The sequence below is a fragment of the Bacillus sp. JZ34 genome (assembly GCF_053903205.1).
On the sequence record NZ_CP096403.1, the window covers coordinates 2,168,190 to 2,189,008 of the forward strand.

The window sequence follows — 20,819 nt, forward strand, 5'->3', positions numbered from 1 at the left end:
ATCCTTTAAGTTTTTGTTTATTCTTTATCAAAATCAGGTGCGACCGCTTTTTTAATAAATAAAGCGGTAAAGAAAGCGATACAGCATAAAGCAAGCGCAAACCAGTAGGCATGGTGAACACCGTGAGTCATCGCTTCATGCACGATTTGTGGGCTTGCGGCTTCTTGTCCGGCAAGATAGCTTTTCTGGCCTTGGCTCATGATGCTGACGAACACCGAAACACCGAGTGCGCCTGCAACAGGCTGAAGCGTGTTGGCGATTGCCGTTCCATGAGGATATAAATGTTTCGGCAATTCGTTTAATGCATTCGTCTGCGCAGGCATCATGATGGCTGAGATCGACAGCATCAAGATGATGTACACAATAATAAACGCCCAGACCGGCACCGAAGGATTGATCCTACTGAAGAAAAACATCACGCCGACGAGAACGATCGTACCCGGAATGATGAGTTTTCTCGGCCCGAACTTATCGAATAAAGCGCCCATGGCCGGTGACATGAGACCGTTTAGCAAGGCCCCGGGCAAAAGTAAAAGCCCTGCTGCTTTGGCTGTGAAACCAAGCGGTCCTTGCAAATACATCGGCATCACGATTTCGGAAGCGAACATCGCCATAATGACAATCACAAATAGGCAGACCCCGCGCGTGTAATTTTTATAGGCGAACACACGCACATCGAGCAACGGTTGTTCAAGCTTCAGCTGACGAAGCACGAACAACACGATACTGATCAGGCTGACGATGATTACACCGATGATCAGAGGGGACTGAAACCCTTCCGGAGCCTCTCCGGCACTGCTGAATCCGTATACGATTCCGCCGATCCCGATGGTTGAGAGAACGATCGATAAAAAATCAGCCCGCGGGCGCGTCGCTTCTCCGACATTTTGCAAATACTTCACCGCAAACAAGATTGAAAATACTGCAAAAGGGATGACGATAATAAACAGCCAGCGCCAGCCGAGGATGTCAACAATGACGCCCGAAAGAGTGGGGCCGATTGCCGGAGCAAACATGATGACCAAACCGAACGTCCCCATGATTTTCCCGCGGACTTCAGGCCGATAAATGAGCAAGAGCGCGTTCATAATAATAGGGATCAAGAGACCTGTACCGACCGCCTGAATCATGCGCCCCGTCAAGAGCATCGGAAAATTCACTGCACAAGCGGCGATGATGGTTCCGACTAAAAAAATCGACATGACGCCGATAAACATCTGTCTTGTCGTGAACCATTGAATCAGTAAAGCGGAAATAGGCATTAAAACACCCATGACAAGCATAAATCCGGTTGCCAGCCATTGAACAGTCGGGGCATCAACGTGAAAGACTTCCATCAGCTCTGTTAATGCGATGTTCAACAGCGTTTCATTTAATATTGCAAAAAATGCACCAATCATGAAGGTGACTAATATTGCTTTAGAATTAAACTTTTTCTCCATATCAAACCTCCTGTAATACAATTTACCCAAAAACATGACGACAAATGATATGTAGGATTCCCAGATATCCGGAGTCCCAATTTGTTTCTTTCGTTTTTCATCTTATATAATAACGTGTCTCCACCGCCGTTCATTGTTTTTCTTCATGATTGGCAACTATATGAGTATACTCGGTTTCACCCATATTTACAATAAAATTGTCAGGTTCATCTTTTGAAGTTAACGTATGGATGATTATGAAAAGACAGGGAGGGAAGGACATAGATCATCTTTTCAGTCAAATCAGCCGATTATTACAGGTATAATTTACCTGTATTGCTGGCAGCTGTTCTGACTGAAGAAATTTATCTCCGGATCCTTTCCCTGATAGATACTAAATCTGAAGAGTTCTTTTAAATGCACTGTCGACTCCCGTATTTATTTGGGCAACAGACACCATTACAATATTTCGATATATCCCTCTGTGCCATGCACGCGAATTTGTTGCCCATCTTTTATCAGCCCAGTCGCATTCTCCACTCCGACGACTGCCGGCAGGCCATATTCGCGTGCGATCACTGCTCCGTGGGTCATCAATCCGCCGACTTCGGTGACCAGGCCTTTTATGGATACAAATAATGGTGTCCAGCCTGGGTCTGTAAAGGAGGTGACTAATATATCTCCATCTTCCAGATCGGCATTTTCCATGTTTAAAATGACACGTGCTCTTCCTTCTATCACTCCGGAAGAAACAGGCAGGCCTGCAATCGCATTAGGCGGCAAATTTTCTCGTTTGTACGCACTTGTAATGATTTCGCCATCAGACGTGATCACACGCGGTGGAGTTAGTTTTTCATATAATTTGTACTCGTCTTTCCGTTTGCTGATGATCTGGTTATCTATTTTTTTTGTGCGTGCGACTTCGTGAAGCTCTTCAAAAGTGAGGTAGTATATATCTTCTTTTTCATGAATAACGCCCGCTTGTACGAGTTGTTCGGCTTCTTTCAGCAATGCCTGCTTATATACGAAGTAGCGACTGACTATGCCGTATTTTGGATATTCCCGGTAGCCGATGAAATTCCGGATGAGATCGATCATTCGTTTTGTTTCTTTAGCTTTTTGTTCACCATCCGGTAATTGCTTCAATCGATCAATTAACTCTTGTTCTTTTTCCAAAGCAGCCCGCCGCCCTTGCTCAAACTTTCGATTGCCGGCGTTAGGCTCGAAGTTTTTGATATGACTAAGAATCATGGGGACAAGTGTAATTGGTTTTTCACTCCAGCGAGGTCTTGTAATATCAATTTCTCCGGGACACCGCATTCCGTATTTGCTGAGATAATCATAAATAGCGTCTTGAATTTCCTTTCCACCATCAAACTTAACCAGTTCATCGAGAAAGTTATCTTCTTTTGCATGCTGCAAATAATCAATCACTTCTGGATAAGGGCGAATCACATCCGCGACATCCATCAGCTCCAGACCCATTTCCGAAGTAATATTGCCCGGTACAGATTGAGAAAGGGTATCAGCGGCGTTTTTTTCGCCTAGCCACTTGTTCATGTTTTCATTGATCCATGTTGTCGCATTTATAGCAGCCATAAACACAGCCGTACTTTGCGGGTCAAATACGATCTTCTTTAATTGTTGGATATCTTCCAGTATAAAATCAAACAAATCCGATCCCGATTTCGCTTGGATGTTTTGCTTTAACTCTTCGATCGATGTTTGATTGCGCTTCATCAAATCAGAAACGATTGTCGGATCGTTCTCGAATTGCACCGGCATATCTGTTTGACCGTTGCCCGGAATCGGTGCTGTTTGATCATTTGGCATCAATTTTATAAAATCTCGCTCGATTACGGTCATGAGTGCGTCTTTTGTAAGCGGATCTGCTCCCACGGTGTTTAATAAAGCTTCCCGGCCGGCACGTGTCGTCAGCCTAGGCGCAACATCAACAAACAATCTCCCGCCGGCTTTACGCATAGGTGCAGGAGTAATTAACAGATAAAAAGACAAGCCCAACGGTTTAATGGGATCAGTCATCATTTGCTGATGACCAACAGATAGATAGACGTGATTTTCTTGATCATTCGCTTCAGGGATCGGGAATAAAGTCGTGATCGGCCGGCTCTGAACAATATAAAATGTATCATCAGCCAAACACCATTCGATATCTTGCGGCTGGCCGAAATGAGCTTCGATCTGTCTTCCGATACGTGCCAGCTGTAAAATTTGCCCATCAGTGAGTGCTTGAGACATCTGCTGATCAGGATCGATCTGCTTTGTCTCTGTTCCGCCTTGTGCTCGTCCATAAATCGCCAATTTCTTGGCCGCTATTCTCTTATCGGCGATTTGTCCGTTTTGCACTTTATAACAATCGGCAGAGACCAAGCCGGAGACCAGAGCTTCTCCAAGTCCAAAACCGGCATCGATTGAAAGCAGTTTCCGGTTGGAAGTCATCGGATCAGCGGTAAATAAAATCCCTGAAGCATGCGGGAAAACCATCTTTTGAATGATAACGGATAAATAAACTTGCCTGTGATCGAATCCATTCTGCATACGGTAGATGACCGCGCGCTCCGTAAACAGGGAAGCCCAGCATTTGCTGATATGCTGCAAGATCGCATCCTTGCCGATAACATTTAAATAGGTATCTTGTTGACCCGCAAAAGAAGCATGCGGCAAATCCTCGGCAGTCGCGCTAGAACGCACTGCATAAGCATGTTTCTCGCCAAATTGAGAGAGATAGTGAGCAACTGCTTTCACAACATCAGCAGGAATTTCTGCTTCCATAATGATTTGCCGAATCTTCCTGCTGATGTCACTAATTTGATCCCGATCCTCAACTTTTAGCATGGCCAGTTGAGCCAGCAACGCTTGGAACGTTTCGTTTCCCTTGACGGCTTTTTGAAATCCTGCTGTCGTGACGCAAAAGCCTTCTGGTACTTGTATTCCTTGAATTTTTGATAATTCCCCTAAATTTAACCCTTTTCCCCCGACAAGCAAAAGCTGTGTTTTTTCCATTTCATGAAAACCGAGAACGAAATGACTCATTCTGCATCTCTCCTTCGAAAAAAAATTTGACAAGAGCTTTCTGATATGGTAGACTTAAAATGTAAAATGGGATATCTATGACATTTAATTTTAAACGTGCGTGATCTGATTATATCATCGCGTCTGTTTTTATGCAATATTAAAAGAACCTGGTAAAACCATGGTTCTTTTTTTGTTTCTTCATGCAATCGAATATAACGATGGCCGATTTAATCCGGTCGGTTCGCGGAAGATGCCAGCTGCGCAGGCGGTTTATTCTTCGCAAGTCGTCATATTTGCAAAAACGTAGTTTATTTTCCTATAATTTAAACGTGTGATACATATAGAAAGGAAGTTTTTCATATGCAATCTTTACAAAACAAAACCGCTCTGATTACAGGAGGGGGAAGAGGGATCGGCCGCGCAACAGCGATTGCCCTTGCAAAAGAAGGCGTACATATCGGCCTTATCGGCCGTACAGCTGCGAATCTTGAAAAAGCAGCAGAGGAATTAAAGGCGTTCGGCGTAAAAGTATCTGTAGCCGCAGCTGACGTAAAGGATTTAACAGCTGTAGAACGTGCAGTCCAATCCGTAAAAGGAGAGCTTGGACAAATCGACATTCTCATTAACAATGCCGGGATCGGCGGGTTTGCAGGATTTCTTGAGCAATCCCCCGAGGAGTGGGAAAATATTGTCCAGGTGAATCTGATGGGAGTTTATAATGTAACACGCGCCGTTCTGCCTGAAATGATCGAAAGAAAAGCCGGCGATATTATTAATATTTCTTCTACAGCAGGCCAAAGGGGAGCAGCCGGGACAAGCGCCTACAGCGCGTCTAAGTTCGCGGTACTCGGACTGACCGAATCGCTGATGCAGGAAGTCAGAAAGCACAATATCCGCGTGAGTGCTCTTACACCGAGCACGGTTGCGACGGACTTGGCAATCGACTCCAAATTAACAGACGGCAATCCGGAACGCGTCATGCAGCCTGAAGATCTGGCGGAATACATGGTTGCCCAACTTAAACTGCATCCGCGCATTTTTATTAAATCAGCGGGCATGTGGTCTACAAACCCTTAAACAATCAGGAAAGGACAGGCTTGAAACAGCCTGTCCTTTTTTCGTGCTATTTTTGCGAAAGGCGTACGGGGAGATGACGGACGCCGAAGACAAACGGACTTTGAATCGCTTCAAGCTCCTCTGAGCTGTCCTTTTCCACGGATGCATGCCGCAGCAAGTAATCGAGTGCGACTTTCGCTTCAAGCCGGGCAAGGGGAGCACCGAGACAAAAGTGGATGCCGAAGCCGAAGCTCATATGAGGGTTTGATTTACGATCAAGCTTAAAGCTGTCAGGGTCGTCAAATTTCAGTTCGTCACGGTTCGCTGAAGCGACCCAGTTGATCACCGTGGAACCTTTTGCAATCCGCACGCCTTTGATGTCAAGGTCTTCAGCCGCCGTGCGGCCGATTGCTTGCACGGGCGGATAATACCGCAGTGTTTCTTCAACAAAAACAGGAACGAGGGACAAATCTTGCCTTACGGCTTCCTGTGTGGCTTTGTCTTCGGTGAGATAGCGGACGCTGTTTGCGATCAGGTTAGTTGTCGTTTCGTTGCCTGCGACCAAAAGAATGATGCAAAAATTCAGCAGTTCTTCTTCTGTCAGCGACTTGCCGTCAACTTCTGCCCGTAGCAAAAGCGAAATCAGGTCGTCTTTTGGCTCTTTTTTGCGCTGCTTGATAATGTTTTTAAAATAATCCGCCAAAAACCGATTGCCTTCTTCACGGCGTTTGTACATCTGTTCAGCGGCTTCAGCCGAGCGGTCTTCCGCACCTGCGACAAGGATGTCTGAATAATGTTTAAACATGAGGCGGTCTTCAGCCGGAACGCCCAAAAGTTCAGCAATGATAATGACGGGAAGGGGAGCAGCCAAGTCATCCACCACATCAAACAAATCCTTCTGTTTCGCTTCGTTAAATAAAAAAGCCGTCACTTCTTCGATATGCGGCTCAAGCTCTTTCACCGCTTTCGGCGTAAAAGCTTTATTAACGATGGCCCTCATTTTTGTGTGTTTCGGCGGGTCCATTGTTAATATGCTTTTTCCTTCCATATTACCGCCGCGTTTTGAAGAGAAAAGCTTCGGGTTTTTTAACACGAATTGAACGTCTTCATACGAAAAGATATCCCAGCATTTTCGCTCATCATCGTAACGCACAGGAGACGTCTTTCTGATCCGGTTATAAATCGGGAACGGAAACAGCCGGTCATTACTGGAGCTGATTTCTTTCATCGGAATCCAATTGGCATAGTGCTTGCTTGATTGAAGTGAATTTGAATTTGCCACGTCAACTCTCTCCTTTAACATGAATCGTTTATACATGATGAACCGGTTCAATCTTTACGTTATCACTATTTTTACAACGGTTTCAACGGACATATCATGAAAAAATTGTCAATTGGCCGAAAGTATCGGATCTAAAAAAGGAAAAAAGGCGAGGTATGCTCACAACACCGGGAACATCAGCTCAGAGATGGATGAAAAAAACGAGGCCGCACCTGATCAGGTACGGCCTCGATCTTTCAGCTTACGGCTTCTTCCCGGGAGAACTGGCTGTTATACAAATCGGCGTAAAAACCGTTCTCGCGGAGAAGCTCTTCATGGCTGCCTTTTTCAATAATATCTCCGTTTTTCATCACAAGAATCAGGTCGGCATCTTTAATGGTAGAAAGACGGTGGGCGATGACAAAACTCGTGCGGTTAGCCATCAGTTTGTTCATCGCTTTTTGAATATTCATTTCCGTCCGGGTGTCGACACTGCTAGTCGCTTCATCCAATATTAAAATCTTCGGATCGGCTAAAATGGCTCTCGCGATCGTGAGGAGCTGCCGCTGCCCTTGCGAGATGTTTTGGGCATCTTCGCCCAGTACCGTATCATAGCCGTCCGGCAAGGTACGGATAAAATCGTCGGCATAGGCGGCTTTTGCAGCCCTGATGATGTCTTCATCTGTTGCGCCATCACGTCCGTAGGCGATGTTTTCGCGGATGGTGCCGTTGAACAGCCATGTGTCCTGCAAAACCATCGCAAACATGCTTCTGGCCTGTTCGCGCGACAGTTCGCTGATGTCAGTGCCGCCGACCTTGATGCTGCCTTTGTTTAATTCATAAAACCGCATCAGCAAATTGATGATCGTCGTTTTTCCTGCACCAGTCGGTCCGACGATCGCAATTGTCTGGCCTTCTTTGGCATGGAGGCTTAAATCGCGGATGACCGGAACGTTTTTATCATAGCCGAAGGCGACACGTTCAAACGATACATCGCCTTTTAATGCGCCGGTATCGATGGAAGCCGGCGTTTCCTCGGTTTCCTCGTCTTCGTCTAAAAGACTGAACACCCTTTCGGCGGATGCGATTGCCGATTGGATTGTATTCGCGATTCCGGCAGCTTGAACGAGCGGCTGGGAAAATTGCTGCGTGTATTGGATAAAAGCCTGCACGCCTCCGATTAAGAGGGTGCCGTTAAGAACGAAAATACCGCCGGTTATGCTGACAAACACATAGCCGAGGTTGCCGATGAATGTCATGATCGGCATCATCAGACCTGAAATAAACTGCGCTTTCCAGCCTGACTGGTAAAGACGCTCATTCACTTCATCGAATTGCTGAATCGCTTTTTCTTCATGACCGAATGCCTTTACTTCCTGGTGCCCTGTAAACATCTCTTCAACGTGTCCGTTGATGTCGCCGAGTTCTTTCTGCTGCGTGCCGAAGTGTTTCTGCGAAAATGAGGCGATAAATCGGACAGCGAGCATGCTGAGCGGAACCGTGATGAAGACGACGAGTGTCAGCACAGGGCTGATCAGGAGCATCATGACGATGATTCCGACTATCGTAATGACAGACGTAATCATTTGCGTCAGCGCCTGCTGCAGTGACGTATTAATATTGTCAATATCATTGACGGCGCGGCTGAGCGTATCGCCATGCGAATGCTTGTCATAGTACTTTAAAGGGAGCCGCGTCAGCTTTTCATTCACTTCCTGGCGCATTTCGTATATCGTTTTCTGGGCTACGCCGGCCATCAGGTATTGCTGCAAGAACGTAAAGAAAGCAGAAAGCAGATACAGTCCTGCCAGGATCATTGTGATCCGGCCGAGAAAGCCGAATTGAACACCGGTGCCTTCTGTAAAGCTTGCGAAAAGGGAAGAGGTCGCATCTCCGAGAAGTTTTGGACTGATGACATTAAACAACGTCGCCAATATTGCAGCACAGACAACGAGCACCAGCTGGAAGGTCCGCGGTTTTAAATAGCGGGCCAATCTCAAGAGGGTCTTTTTAAATTCTTTCGGTTTTGTCTCGTGCATTCCTTTTGGTATCGAGCCGTGATGCTTTTGTTGTTGGCTCATGCGCTTTCCTCCTCGGCCTGCTGTGATGCCACAATTTCCTGGTAAATTCCATTTTCAGCAAGCAATTGTTGATGGGTGCCGATACCGGCTATTTTTCCTTCATTTAATACGATGATTTGGTCCGCATCTGTAATCGTGCTTACCCTTTGGGCAACAATAATGACGGCGGCATCAGCGGTGGTTTTCTGAAGCGCTTTTCTCAGCTTTTGATCCGTTTTGTAATCAAGCGCCGAAAAACTGTCGTCAAATAAATAAATTTCCGGTTTTCTGACCAATGCCCGGGCGATGGAAAGCCGCTGTTTCTGGCCGCCTGAAAGGTTGGCTCCGGCCTGCTCGATATCAGATTCAATTCCATTTTCTTTGCCTTCCACAAACTCGGCAGCCTGTGCCGTTTCAAGTGCTTCCAAAATTTCTTCATCTGTTGCATCTTCTTTGCCAAATCGGATATTGTCCTTGATCGTCCCGCTGAATATTGAAGCTTTTTGCGGGACATAGCCGATTTTCGCGCGAAGCTCCTTTTGCGCCATCTTTCTGACATCTGTTCCGTTGACAAGCACAGACCCTTTTTCAATATCGAAAAATCTCGGGATCAATTGAAGAATCGTCGTTTTTCCGGCCCCCGTGCTGCCGATGATCGCAGTCGTTTCACCCGGTTTTGCCTTGAACGTAATATTTTCGAGAACGGGCTTTTCAGCTCCGGCATAACGAAAAGTCACATCTTGAAATTCCACATAACCGCGCAAGCCGCTGTCTTTCTGCGGCTCTTTCGGATCGGTAATCGAAGGCACTGTTAACAGCACTTCGTTAATGCGGTCGGCAGATGCCTGAGCCCTTGGGATCATTACGAATGTCATCGCAAGCATGATCAGCGCGATTAGAATCATGGATGCATATTGAAGGAAAGCCATTAAGTTCCCGACCTGCATGCTGCCTTGATCGATGCGGATGCCTCCGAACCAGATAATCGCGATGTTCGTGAAATTCATCATAATCATCATGACAGGGAATAGAAAAGCCATGATTCTGTTGACGGCGATGCCTGTATCGCGAAACTCTTCGTTTGCCTTTTGAAAACGGGCTTTTTCTTGATCAACTCGGTTAAAGGCGCGAACGACGCGAACCCCAGTCAAACCTTCCCTGAGAACAAGGTTGAGACGATCCGTCTTTTTTTGAAGAACGCCGAATAAGGGAACAGCTTTTCTTGTAATGAGAAAAATCAGCCCCGCAAGGATCGGGAGAGCGGCCAGGAATATAATCGACAACTTGGCATCTCTGGACACGGCAAGCACAATACCGCCGACCAGCATTAACGGCGCTCTTGTCATCAATGAAAGCATCATGTTGAGTACATCCTGGACTTGCTTGACATCATTTGTGGTACGGGTAATGAGAGAAGCAGAACCGATTTTTCCGAATTCATCCATTGAATAGTGTTCAACTTTGACAAACAGCTTGCGCCTGATATCCCTTCCAAAGCCGAGGGCTGTTTTCGAAGCGAAAAACGCTTTTCCGACAGTCATGATGATGGCCAGAAGGGAGCAGGCGATCATCCAGCCGCCGGTTCTCAATATGAATGGCATGTCGCCGTTCACGATTCCGACATCAACGACATCTGCCATTAACGTCGGCAAATAAAGCTCAAGCACACTGCTCAGCAAAGTAAAAACAGCGACAAGAATCACTTGCAGCTTATAAGGCTTTAAATATTTTAAGAGTGAGATCATTTTTCAACCTTCTTTTCACTTGTTTTTTCTCCGTGTTCGATAAACTCGGATAACTTATGAATCAAATCGGCGAACTGCCTGCTTTCATCCTCGCCCAGAAACCGAGTGAGCTGCAGGAACCACCGATTCAGCCCTTTAAGCGCATTGTCCGCCGCTTTTTTTCCTTCATCGGTTAAAAAAATCCGGACGATCCTCCTGTCATCCTCATCCATGCGCCGAAAAACGAGCCCTTTTTTTTCCATTCTGTTCAACATCTGCGTGACGAAAGGGGAGGTGACATGCAGAGCGCGGCTGATTTCGGATGCCATTTTGCCTTCACCGCTTGCTTCATTTAAAAGCATCAGCGCTTTTGCCTCAGTCTTTTTCCATTCAACTGCAGGAAAAGACTGCTTCATTTCCGCATACCGCAGCCGGTTGAAAGCTTCGATCAACTGCACAACGGTCTTGCGGCTGACTTTATCTTGTTTCATAAAAAGCACCTGCTTCTCCATTTTAATTAATTAAGTAAATAAACTAAAACACGGTATTATCATACATAGAACAACAAAAGATTGTCAAAGAAGAAACTTATAAAAAAGAAAAAACCCGATCATTGATGACATGACCGGGTCATTGTACGAGCTTCATAAAAAAATCTTTCATTTCAAGGTGGCGAAGATGTTCCGGAACTTTTTCCGAACCGACGATGATCATCGGAGCCAAGCTATCCGTTTTATAAAGTGAGCCATGGCCGCCTCCGCCAAAATGGAGGGGAGACTTTTCGCCGGCAAATTGGAACCCGGGTTTCGCGTCGGTGATCACAAACTGTCCGCGATGCGAATGCATGGCGCTGTATAGGCGGGCAAGAGCATCCGGGTAATCGCCGTATTGGATCGAGACGCCGTCTGCTTTAATGTCCAATAAAGAAAAATCTCCGCTGATCGTCCATGACTGCCCGTAAGGATCTTGATAGCCGCCTTTTGGACGAAACCGAAGCGGTTTTAAAGAACGCTTCGAATCAACATATATCCAGCCGCTTTTTTTCCACGCTGTGAAAGCGATCCGTTCGTCTTTTTTCAATTCATTGACGGCACCTTGCAGCGGCATGTTTCGATCCGTGACATAAATGTATGCCATTCTGTCGTTTACTGCAAAAAGAAGCTGGGCGTTTCGATCGGGGGCTTCGTTTATTTTAGCGATCCGGTATCCTTTAAAAAGCGAATGAAGCCGGATGGCGGCCTTGTCTTTATCGCGTCCGATCGCTGTCTGCCCGCCATCACCCATGACGACCCATACCGCTTTTTCGGCCGCATCGCGCCAAGAATCATATGCATTCAATATACGCTGCAGCTGCTGGTCCATTTTTTCGAGGCCTTTCATGTCCATCGGGCCTTTTTTGTGTGCATCATGGTCAAAATCGGGCAAGTAGGCGACAGTCAGCGCAGGAAGCTTCCTCTTTTTAATTAAATAGGCCACTTCCTGTGCTGTGAACTTGTCGTTAACGCCATAACCTTGCCAAATATGGTGGTAGGAGTTATTGGGATCGAGCTGGGCAAAGCGGCCGAACGAAAAAAGAGCCGGCCCGTTTACCGTCATATGTTCAGGCATCAATTTAAGCTTTTTGAGCGGGGGCGGGATATTTAATTCGTGGCGGTCAGGCCCTCTGTATATGAGCCCGTTGATGGATGCCGACTGTTTTCCTCGCACTTGCAAATCATCATGAACCGTTGTCACCTTTCGGCTTAAATGGCGGTGATTAAGAGAAAATATCCCGTCTTCGATCGTTTGTTTGATGCCGAGTGTGGCGATTTCTTTTTTATCGCTCCCGTAATTCACGATCCTCTGTTCATCCTGATTATACCAGACGAGCCCGGGAACGCGGTGGATATTCGGATAAGTTCCGGTGAGCAGGGTGCTATCAATCGAAACCGACATGGTCGGATACGCGTTTACCATTTCAGGTTCATAATGACCGTTTTCAAGAAAGAATTTTAATGCCGGGGCGCGGCCTGCTTGAATCGCTTTTTTCAAAGGCTGATCCATCAAAGAGTCGATGATCAGGACAATGACCGGTTTTTTGGAGGATTTGACGGCCTCTGCTTCTTCATCCGGGAGTCCCAATTTTTCATTCCCGGCATTCAGCCATATAATAAATGAAATTAGCGCACATATAAAAATGGCAAGAACAATGCTTAGCTTTTTCAAAATGGCCTCATTCCTTTAATCCCATCATATGCATATTCTGGCATGGGACGCCGGAAGTTATAGCTGGTAATACGTTCTAAATGATTCACGGCAGCTCTGGGGAATCCTATTCAATTAGAAAGGTGGGTCAATGATGAAAAAGCATAAATGGTTAGCCGCATTTGCTATCATCGCGATTTTAGCCGTAATTGGCTATATCACGGTCAGACATCTTGAACCGGAATATGTATATATGCCTCCTAAAGAAAAAGTCATCTCAAAAGAAAAACGAGTGCACGGATACGATCTATGGGGAGCATTTACACCGGACAAGCCCGCCTCCGCAGAGGAGGGAGCTGTAAAGGTTGATGACCGCCTTCTCGACTTGGGACGGGAGACATTTTATAAGGAAACTTTCGGCAACGAAGTGTTTTTGACGGATATCATCGGACTCCTTGACGGTCCCATTACAGCAGCCAACATGACGAAAGCCATTGCCGGATTGAAAGGGAAAGGGACGACGAACTTGCGCATCGAATTAGCTGAAACGGTTAAGGTCGGCGGGAAAATCTTTAAAAAAGGCGAGAAGATCGACACCGGCATTGATGTTCCAAAAGGGGCATACGCACCGCTCGGCATGCCTTTCAAATACGCTGACGGAAAAATCAAAGCCGGCATCAGCTGTGCGGCCTGCCACGCCGCAGTCGATCCGAAAACGATGAAGGTGATGGAAGGCGTGACAAACTCTGATTTAAATACAGGGCTGATGCTGGCGCTGGCGACAAATTCAGCGGCTTATTTTACACATGCCGAAATTGATAACATTCAACAATTTATGAATGATAAAAGCCCTGTGATCACTGCCAGAAACGGCAAAAAAGAACGCCTTCCCGATCCGGACCGCCTCGAAGATGCGGTCGATCGCATTTTCCTGAAGTGGCCGAGAGGTTTTTTCGACTCGACGATCGATATGAAAAGCAATCCCACGCAGATTCCGGATGCCTATACATTGGGCGACCATCCGTACAGCTGGAGCGGTTCGGCAATGGCCGGTCCTTTTAAAGGCTTGACTGTGTTCAGCAATAATGTTCATGCGCAAAATTCGGACAGCCTCTCGCAAGCCCCGGCAAGCCGGGCGCTTTTCGGCATGAGCGAAGATGTTTATATCGGGACGATCCTGCAAAGGGCTCCCGTCTCAACATACAGGTATCAGCCGAAAAAAAAGGAAAGTCCGACTGCGTTTTTCAAAAAAGCCGATCCCACTCCCGGAGTACCGGGCGTCAACCAAATGGTCAAGCCGCCAAACTATCCTAACATCACATTGGCGGCGCCCGACGGCGTACTTGTGAGCTCACCCGGACGAAAAGTGAATGAAGAAAACAACGCTGTATCCGCCTGGCAAAATACACTTAGACCTCCTGATCCGCGGCAAAAAACCGACAGCCAAACCGTCAGGCGCGGCAGACGTGTTTTTGAACAAGCGGGCTGCATATCCTGTCATGCCGGCCGGTATTTGACGAACAACAAGGTCATTTCGGTAGAAAAAATCGGAACCGAGCCGACAAGGGCCCGGTCTTTTAAGAAAACGGAAAACATATTCGGGAAAAGCCTTATTCATTCGCCTGACACACCGGTGCCTCTGCCGCGCAAACCGAAGATCCTGAAAGTCCCGACAGCCGGGTTTGACCCCGAACAGATCAAGCTTTCCTGGGCGCAGGGAGATTCCAAAGGCGGGTACAAAGTGCCGAGTCTGATCGGCGTTTACTGGCGCGCTCCTTATTTGCACGACGGAGGGGTTGCAGTGGGAAGCTCATTAAAAGAGACAGGCTTACCAAAGACGGTCATAAAAGGTAAGCAGGCGGATCCTTATAACAGTTTGCTGGCGATGATCGACAGAGATTTAAGACAGCAGGTCGTCAAAAGCAATTCGGAATCGCCCGACTTAAAAGCGGTCAGGGTAACCGGCAAAGGGCATGAATTCTGGATCGACGCCAAAAGCGGCTTTTCCGAACAAGAGCAAAAAGCGTTGATTCATTATTTAATCCATGCCGATATGCCGAAAAAGTAAGGAATAAAATGAAACGATAAGCCGCCTGAATGGCGGCTTTTTTTAAAACTTCATCACGGGAGCGGCGATGTGATCGCCTTTTCGGTCCTTTGTGACGGCGCGATCCGGCTGACGGAATATGTCATTCACTTCAGCGGTTTTGACGAGTCAAAGGCCGGTTCCAGTCTGCAGCCAGTGCTGGCGAGTCCGTTTCCAGACAGAAAAAACTGGCGTCAGTATGAAAAATCAGCATAAAAAAAGGGGATAAACATACATATATAAGATGCGCTTTTTACAATAGAAGAGATGCGCTGAGAATAAATGGACAGAAAATTCAGACATTAATTGTTGTTTATGATAAAATGAAAACAGCCAAGCTTTTGCGCCCGGCTGAATTCGTTGTCATACTAGCTATTGGTATTGCTGAAGGCGAGAAAAAAACTTCTTTACGAACTGATAAAAGACTTTTGCAGAAGGGGAAAGCTCCCTGTTTTTAGGGGTGATGATTCCGACTGTGCGCTTTACTTGAGGATAATCAATCGGAATCTTCTTTGTAAAACGGGGAGCCGTTTCATTAAAGGCGCTTTCCGGCAAAAGCGTCACACCCATATCAGCAGAAACCAGCCCTTTGATCGCATCCAAATCTTCGCCCTCTGAGGAAATTTTAGGCGTATATCCTACTTGCTTGCATGCATCAACAGCCATTTTTCGAAGGATGTATCCGTCTGGAAACAGCACATACTGATCATTTCTGAGATCGCCGAGATGAAGGCTTTGCTGGCCTGATAGGGGATGATTGATCGGCACGAGTGCCAAAAGGCTTTCCGAAAACAAAATGTCCCCTTTAATCTCAGCGATATTTGACGGAACAGGACCGAGAAAAGCCAAATCGATATCCCTGTTTTTCACCGCTTCGATTAAAAATTTATAAGATCCCTGCCTTAAAAGAAAAGCGACATGAGGATGCTCCTCTTTAAAAGCGGAAATAACCGTCGGGAGGAACTGGCCCGCAAGGCTTGTCGGGAAACCGATTTTAACGGTCCCGCGATTCGGGTCCAAATACTCATCGATTTGTTCCTTCGCGAAATCGATCGCTTTCATCGCTGTTTTAATATGGTCTAAAAACTGTCTCCCGATCGGAGTCAGCTTCACATTGCGGCCTTCGCGCTCAAACAAATCAACACCGAGCTCTTCTTCGAGATTGGCGATCTGCCTGCTGATCGCCGACTGAGCGACATGAAGGTGCATGGCCGCTTCCGATACGTGCTCTCTTTCTGCAACTTCCATAAAATAATGCAATTGGCGTAATTCCATCGTTGTTTCACCTGCTCATCTCAAAATGAGATAGTTTTAATCTAAATTATATATTGTTTGTATAGATTTGAAAACCTACAATAGGATTAGAGTTTGTAAGATTTTATGACCGGGGACAAACGGGAAAAATGAACGGGGGAGAGGAACAATGACTTATAATCAACTACCAAAGGCACAAGGTCTCTACCGTCCTGAATTTGAACATGATGCATGCGGAATCGGCCTTTACGCTCATTTAAAGGGCCTTCCTACTCATGATATTGTCAAAAAAGGATTACAAATGCTTTGCCAATTAGACCACCGGGGCGGTCAGGGCAGTGACCCGCATACCGGAGACGGAGCAGGCATCATGATGCAGATTCCGGATGCTTTTTTCAAAAAAGTCTGCGCCGGTTTCAACTTGCCTGAAAAAGGACGCTACGGCGTCGGGATGATCTTCTTTTCTAAGGATGACAGCGGGCGCGAAAAAACCGAAGCGCGCATTAACGAGCTGATCGAACAGGAAGGACAGACGGTGCTCGGCTGGCGAACTGTACCTGTAAATGTCGGAAAAATCGGAACAGTCGCACAGAAAAGCGCGCCAGTCGTCCGCCAGGTATTCATCGGAGCAAATGAAGCGCTGAAAGACAATCTGGCATTCGAACGGAAGTTGTACATCATTCGCAAACAGGCCGAAAATTGGGCGAAAGAACACGACAAAACGTTCTATTTTGTCAGCCTCTCTAGCAATACCATCGTATATAAAGGACTTTTAACGCCCGAGCAGGTTGATGCTTTCTATGAAGATTTACAGGACGAGGACTTCGTCTCAGCTTTTGCATTGGTTCACTCCCGTTTCAGCACAAACACGTTTCCGAGCTGGGAAAGGGCACATCCAAACCGCTATCTGATCCACAACGGGGAAATCAATACGCTGCGCGGCAATATGAACTGGATGAAAGCGAGGGAGCAGCAGTTTGTTTCCGAAGCGTTCGGCGAAGACTTGCCAAAGGTTTTGCCAATCCTCGATGAAAACGGAAGCGACTCCTCGATCCTGGATAACGCTTTTGAATTCTTTGTTCTGGCTGGAAGGAATCCTGCCCATGCTGCAATGATGCTGATTCCGGAGCCGTGGAACGAGAACCCGTACATGTCAAAAGAAAAGAAGGCATTTTACGAATATCACAGCTCTTTAATGGAGCCATGGGACGGCCCGACTGCGATTTCATTTACAAACGGAAAACAGATCGGAGCCATTTTAGACCGGAACGGGCTCAGACCCGCTCGCTATTATGTCACTAAAGACGACTACCTTATTTTTTCCTCCGAAGTCGGCGTGATTGATGTCGAACAGGAAAACATCTTATATAAAGACCGGCTGGATCCCGGGAAAATGCTTCTTGTTGATCTTGAAGAAGGGCGGATTATCTCCGATGAAGAAGTCAAATCCGAAATCGCCGGGGAGTTTCCGTACCAGGAATGGCTTAGTAAAGAACTGGTTCATGTCTCAAACGATATTGAGGAAACCGAAGAAAAATCTGTGCCTGACCTATTGACCCGCCAAAAAGCATTCGGTTTTACGTACGAAGATATTCACAAATATTTAATTCCTGTCATTACAGAAGGCAAAGACCCGCTCGGTTCAATGGGCCACGATGTCCCGCTGGCGGTGTTGTCAGACCGTCCGCAATCGCTGTTCAACTATTTTAAACAGCTGTTTGCACAAGTTACAAATCCGCCGATTGATGCAATCCGCGAGCAGATCGTCACTTCGACATTGACATGGCTCGGAGCGGAAGGCGATATTCTCCATCCGAATGAAAGCAGCTGCCGCCGGATTAAATTGTATACACCGGTCTTGACAAACGCACAGTTCAATTCTTTAAAAGGACTTGTGCATAAGGATTTCAAAAGCAAGACGATTCATACGCTCTTTACAGACGACTTGAAGAGCGGCCTCGAAGATATGTTTAAAGAAGTGGACAGAGCGATCGCCGAAGGCGTGACTCTCCTTATTTTATCCGACCGCAAAATGGACGGTCAGAAAGCGCCGATTCCTGCGCTGCTAGCCGTCAGTGCCTTGCATCAGTATTTAGTCCGCGCGGGAAAACGTACGAAAGTCAGCATTATCGCCCAATCCGGTGAAGCGCGCGAAGTTCACCATTTTGCCGCCTTGATCGGCTACGGAGCGGATGCCATTCATCCGTACCTCACGTATGCGACATACAAGCAGGCGATTGAAGACGGAGCACTTTCCATCAGCTATGAAGAAGCCGTTACAAAATACAGCAAAAGCGTGACAGAGGGCGTCGTAAAAGTGATGTCCAAAATGGGTATTTCCACTGTTCAAAGCTACAGGGGCGCACAGATTTTTGAAGCGGTTGGGATCAGCAAAGACGTCATAGACAGCTATTTCACAGGAACGGCATCACAGCTCGGCGGAATCGGTCTGGATACGATTGCCGAAGAAGCGAAGCGCCGCCACAGGGAAGCGTATAAAGATACATTCAGCGAAACGCTTGATTCGGGAAGCGATTTTCAATGGAGAAAAGGCGGGGAGCACCACGCTTTTAACCCGAAAACGATTCACACGCTGCAATGGGCATGCCGCAAAGGTGATTACAGCCTGTTTAAACAATATTCGAAAGCAGCTGATGAAGAAAGAATCGGTTTTCTCCGCAATCTCTTCTCATTTGATGAAAACCGGAAGCCGCTGCCGCTTGAAGAGGTCGAATCTGCTGAATCGATTGTGCGCCGCTTTAAAACAGGGGCGATGTCATTCGGCTCTTTAAGCAAGGAAGCCCATGAAGCGCTGGCGATTGCAATGAACCGTCTCGGCGGAAAAAGCAACAGCGGGGAAGGCGGAGAAGATCCGGCGCGCTTTACCCCAGACGCAAATGGCGATAACCGCCGCAGCGCGATCAAGCAAATCGCTTCAGGCCGTTTCGGTGTGAAGAGCCATTATCTCGTCAATGCCGACGAGCTGCAAATTAAGATGGCGCAGGGTGCAAAACCTGGAGAAGGCGGACAGCTTCCTGGCAACAAAGTGTATCCATGGGTTGCCAATGTACGCGGATCTACGCCTGGGGTCGGCTTGATTTCACCGCCGCCGCACCACGACATCTACTCGATTGAAGATTTGGCGCAGTTGATCCACGATTTGAAAAACGCCAACCGCGATGCACGGATCAGTGTAAAGCTTGTCGCTAAAGCCGGGGTCGGCACGATTGCAGCCGGAGTCGCCAAAGCGACTGCCGATGTCATTGTCATCAGCGGCTATGACGGGGGCACTGGAGCCTCACCGAAAACAAGCATTAAGCATACCGGCCTTCCGTGGGAGCTTGGACTCGCAGAAGCTCATCAAACACTGATGATGAACGGTTTGCGCGAACGCGTCGTATTGGAAACAGACGGCAAATTAATGACCGGCAGAGACGTTGTCATGGCTGCGCTTTTAGGAGCCGAAGAATTCGGTTTTGCCACAGCGCCGCTCGTTGTTCTCGGCTGCGTTATGATGAGAGCCTGTCATTTGGATACTTGCCCTGTCGGGGTAGCGACGCAAAACCCTGAGCTGCGCAAAAAGTTCATGGGCGATCCGGATAACATCGTGAATTACATGCTCTTTGTCGCAGAGGAAGTTCGCGAATTGATGGCCCGGCTCGGTTTCAGAACAGTTGATGAAATGGTGGGCCGCACGGATGTCCTTCGTGTCAGCGAACGGGCGAAAGCACATTGGAAAGCGGGTCAGCTCGATTTATCAAACCTGCTATATCAGCCGGAAGGCGCACGCACATTCCGTACGCCGCAAAACCACAAAATCGATGAATCACTTGATATTACGCAAATTCTACCCGCCGTCCAGTCAGCTGTTGAAAACGGCACGTCTGCGGAAGCATCCTTTGAAATCCGCAACATCAACCGTGTAACAGGAGCCATAACCGGAAGTGAAATTTCTAAGCGCTACGGCGAAGAAGGCCTCCCTGAAGATACGATTACGCTCAGATTCACAGGTTCAGCGGGGCAAAGCTTTGGCGCGTTCGTACCAAAAGGAATGACAATGTATTTGACAGGAGATGCCAATGATTATATCGGCAAAGGTCTTTCAGGCGGAAAAATCGCCGTCAAAGCGCCTGACGAATTCAACCCTGCATTCCGTGAAAATGTTATTGTCGGAAATGTTGCGTTCTACGGTGCTACAAGCGGAGAAGCTTATATTAACGGACTCGCCGGCGAACGGTTTGCCGTCAGAAACAGCGGAGTCAGCGTTGTCGTTGAAGGCATCGGCGACCATGGCTGCGAATACATGACCGGCGGACGCGTCGCTATTCTCGGCGACGTCGGCAAAAACTTTGCCGCGGGCATGTCAGGCGGAATCGCCTACGTGTACGCCGAAGACAAAAAAGCCTTTAAACGGAAATGCAATCCTGAAATGATCGAATTTGAAACACTTGAAGCACCTGAGGAAATCGCCGAACTGAAAACGATGATCGAAAACCATTACAGATATACTGAAAGCTCAAAAGCAGCTTCGATACTTGATCATTGGGAAGAGGCCGTCGGCCGGTTTGTGAAAGTGATTCCGAAAGACTTCAAGCAAATGATAGAGCGGATTAAAGAGCAAAAAGAAGCCGGCTTGTCCGATGAAGAAGCGCTGATGTACGCGTTTGAAGCCGGTACGAAGCAAAAGATTGAACCGTCTGCGGCTGCTTCATCAAAAGAAGCGGTGGCACAGTAAGA

The 20,819-nt window shown here is 47.2% G+C and carries 12 protein-coding genes; 4 read left to right on the top strand and 8 right to left on the bottom strand.

Translation table 11 applies throughout. The features are described 5' to 3' along the window. Positions 1-17: 17 nt before the first annotated feature. Positions 18-1,442 carry an MDR family MFS transporter gene (locus tag M1D90_RS11095; protein WP_026579590.1) on the bottom strand — a complete coding sequence of 475 codons (1,425 nt, stop codon included), beginning with the start codon at positions 1,440-1,442 and terminating at the stop codon, positions 18-20. A gap of 438 nt (positions 1,443-1,880) precedes the next feature. Further along, complete coding sequence (gene ppsA / locus M1D90_RS11100; protein WP_456283458.1) at positions 1,881-4,475, bottom strand: phosphoenolpyruvate synthase; 2,595 nt, start codon at positions 4,473-4,475, stop codon at positions 1,881-1,883. A 342-nt stretch (positions 4,476-4,817) separates the two neighbouring features. On the opposite strand from ppsA, the gene M1D90_RS11105 reads away from it, so the two are divergent. Next, on the top strand, positions 4,818-5,534 hold the full coding sequence (locus tag M1D90_RS11105; protein WP_020451729.1) for a 3-ketoacyl-ACP reductase: 717 nt from the start codon (positions 4,818-4,820) through the stop codon (positions 5,532-5,534). Between the two features lie 46 nt (positions 5,535-5,580). Here M1D90_RS11105 and M1D90_RS11110 read toward each other — a convergent pair whose 3' ends face one another. The 5 genes from M1D90_RS11110 to M1D90_RS11130 all read right to left on the bottom strand — a co-directional run bounded on the left by M1D90_RS11110 (position 5,581) and on the right by M1D90_RS11130 (position 12,763). Then, positions 5,581-6,795: a cytochrome P450 gene (locus tag M1D90_RS11110; protein ID WP_020451728.1), complete on the bottom strand. Its 1,215-nt coding sequence runs from the start codon at positions 6,793-6,795 to the stop codon at positions 5,581-5,583. A 236-nt stretch (positions 6,796-7,031) separates the two neighbouring features. Then, entirely contained in the window at positions 7,032-8,855 is a 1,824-nt protein-coding gene (locus M1D90_RS11115; protein ID WP_020451727.1) for an ABC transporter ATP-binding protein, read from the bottom strand. Then, entirely contained in the window at positions 8,852-10,579 is a 1,728-nt protein-coding gene (locus M1D90_RS11120) for an ABC transporter ATP-binding protein (protein ID WP_023855736.1), read from the bottom strand. The genes M1D90_RS11115 and M1D90_RS11120 overlap by 4 nt, the downstream gene beginning before the upstream one ends. Further along, on the bottom strand, positions 10,576-11,049 hold the full coding sequence (locus M1D90_RS11125) for a MarR family winged helix-turn-helix transcriptional regulator (RefSeq protein WP_396278671.1): 474 nt from the start codon (positions 11,047-11,049) through the stop codon (positions 10,576-10,578). The genes M1D90_RS11120 and M1D90_RS11125 overlap by 4 nt, the downstream gene beginning before the upstream one ends. A 139-nt stretch (positions 11,050-11,188) precedes the next feature. Next, positions 11,189-12,763 carry an alkaline phosphatase family protein gene (locus M1D90_RS11130; protein ID WP_396278670.1) on the bottom strand — a complete coding sequence of 525 codons (1,575 nt, stop codon included), beginning with the start codon at positions 12,761-12,763 and terminating at the stop codon, positions 11,189-11,191. A 130-nt stretch (positions 12,764-12,893) separates the two neighbouring features. Here M1D90_RS11130 and M1D90_RS11135 point away from each other — a divergent pair, with 130 nt between their 5' ends. After that, positions 12,894-14,810 carry a di-heme oxidoredictase family protein gene (locus tag M1D90_RS11135; RefSeq protein WP_079289115.1) on the top strand — a complete coding sequence of 639 codons (1,917 nt, stop codon included), beginning with the start codon at positions 12,894-12,896 and terminating at the stop codon, positions 14,808-14,810. Positions 14,811-14,879: 69 nt separating this feature from the next. Continuing rightward, positions 14,880-15,044 carry a hypothetical protein gene (locus M1D90_RS11140; protein ID WP_155121654.1) on the top strand — a complete coding sequence of 55 codons (165 nt, stop codon included), beginning with the start codon at positions 14,880-14,882 and terminating at the stop codon, positions 15,042-15,044. A 156-nt stretch (positions 15,045-15,200) separates the two neighbouring features. Here the strand turns inward: M1D90_RS11140 and M1D90_RS11145 are convergent, their stop codons facing one another. After that, on the bottom strand, positions 15,201-16,103 hold the full coding sequence (locus M1D90_RS11145; protein ID WP_020451722.1) for a LysR family transcriptional regulator: 903 nt from the start codon (positions 16,101-16,103) through the stop codon (positions 15,201-15,203). Between the two features lie 148 nt (positions 16,104-16,251). Between M1D90_RS11145 and gltB the strand changes: the two genes are divergently transcribed. After that, positions 16,252-20,817, top strand: a complete 4,566-nt coding sequence (gene gltB / locus M1D90_RS11150) for a glutamate synthase large subunit (protein WP_456283461.1) — start codon at positions 16,252-16,254, stop codon at positions 20,815-20,817. Positions 20,818-20,819 lie beyond the last annotated feature (2 nt).

What these genes read in the sequence shown, in the direction of transcription:
- M1D90_RS11120 (WP_023855736.1), bottom strand. Translation starts at nt 10,579, where the DNA reads ATGATCTCACTCTTAAAATATTTAAAGCCTTATAAGCTGCAAGTGATT.
- ppsA (WP_456283458.1), bottom strand. Translation starts at nt 4,475, where the DNA reads ATGAGTCATTTCGTTCTCGGTTTTCATGAAATGGAAAAAACACAGCTT.
- M1D90_RS11105 (WP_020451729.1), top strand. Translation starts at nt 4,818, where the DNA reads ATGCAATCTTTACAAAACAAAACCGCTCTGATTACAGGAGGGGGAAGA.
- M1D90_RS11095 (WP_026579590.1), bottom strand. Translation starts at nt 1,442, where the DNA reads ATGGAGAAAAAGTTTAATTCTAAAGCAATATTAGTCACCTTCATGATT.
- M1D90_RS11145 (WP_020451722.1), bottom strand. Translation starts at nt 16,103, where the DNA reads ATGGAATTACGCCAATTGCATTATTTTATGGAAGTTGCAGAAAGAGAG.
- gltB (WP_456283461.1), top strand. Translation starts at nt 16,252, where the DNA reads ATGACTTATAATCAACTACCAAAGGCACAAGGTCTCTACCGTCCTGAA.
- M1D90_RS11125 (WP_396278671.1), bottom strand. Translation starts at nt 11,049, where the DNA reads ATGAAACAAGATAAAGTCAGCCGCAAGACCGTTGTGCAGTTGATCGAA.
- M1D90_RS11135 (WP_079289115.1), top strand. Translation starts at nt 12,894, where the DNA reads ATGATGAAAAAGCATAAATGGTTAGCCGCATTTGCTATCATCGCGATT.
- M1D90_RS11115 (WP_020451727.1), bottom strand. Translation starts at nt 8,855, where the DNA reads ATGAGCCAACAACAAAAGCATCACGGCTCGATACCAAAAGGAATGCAC.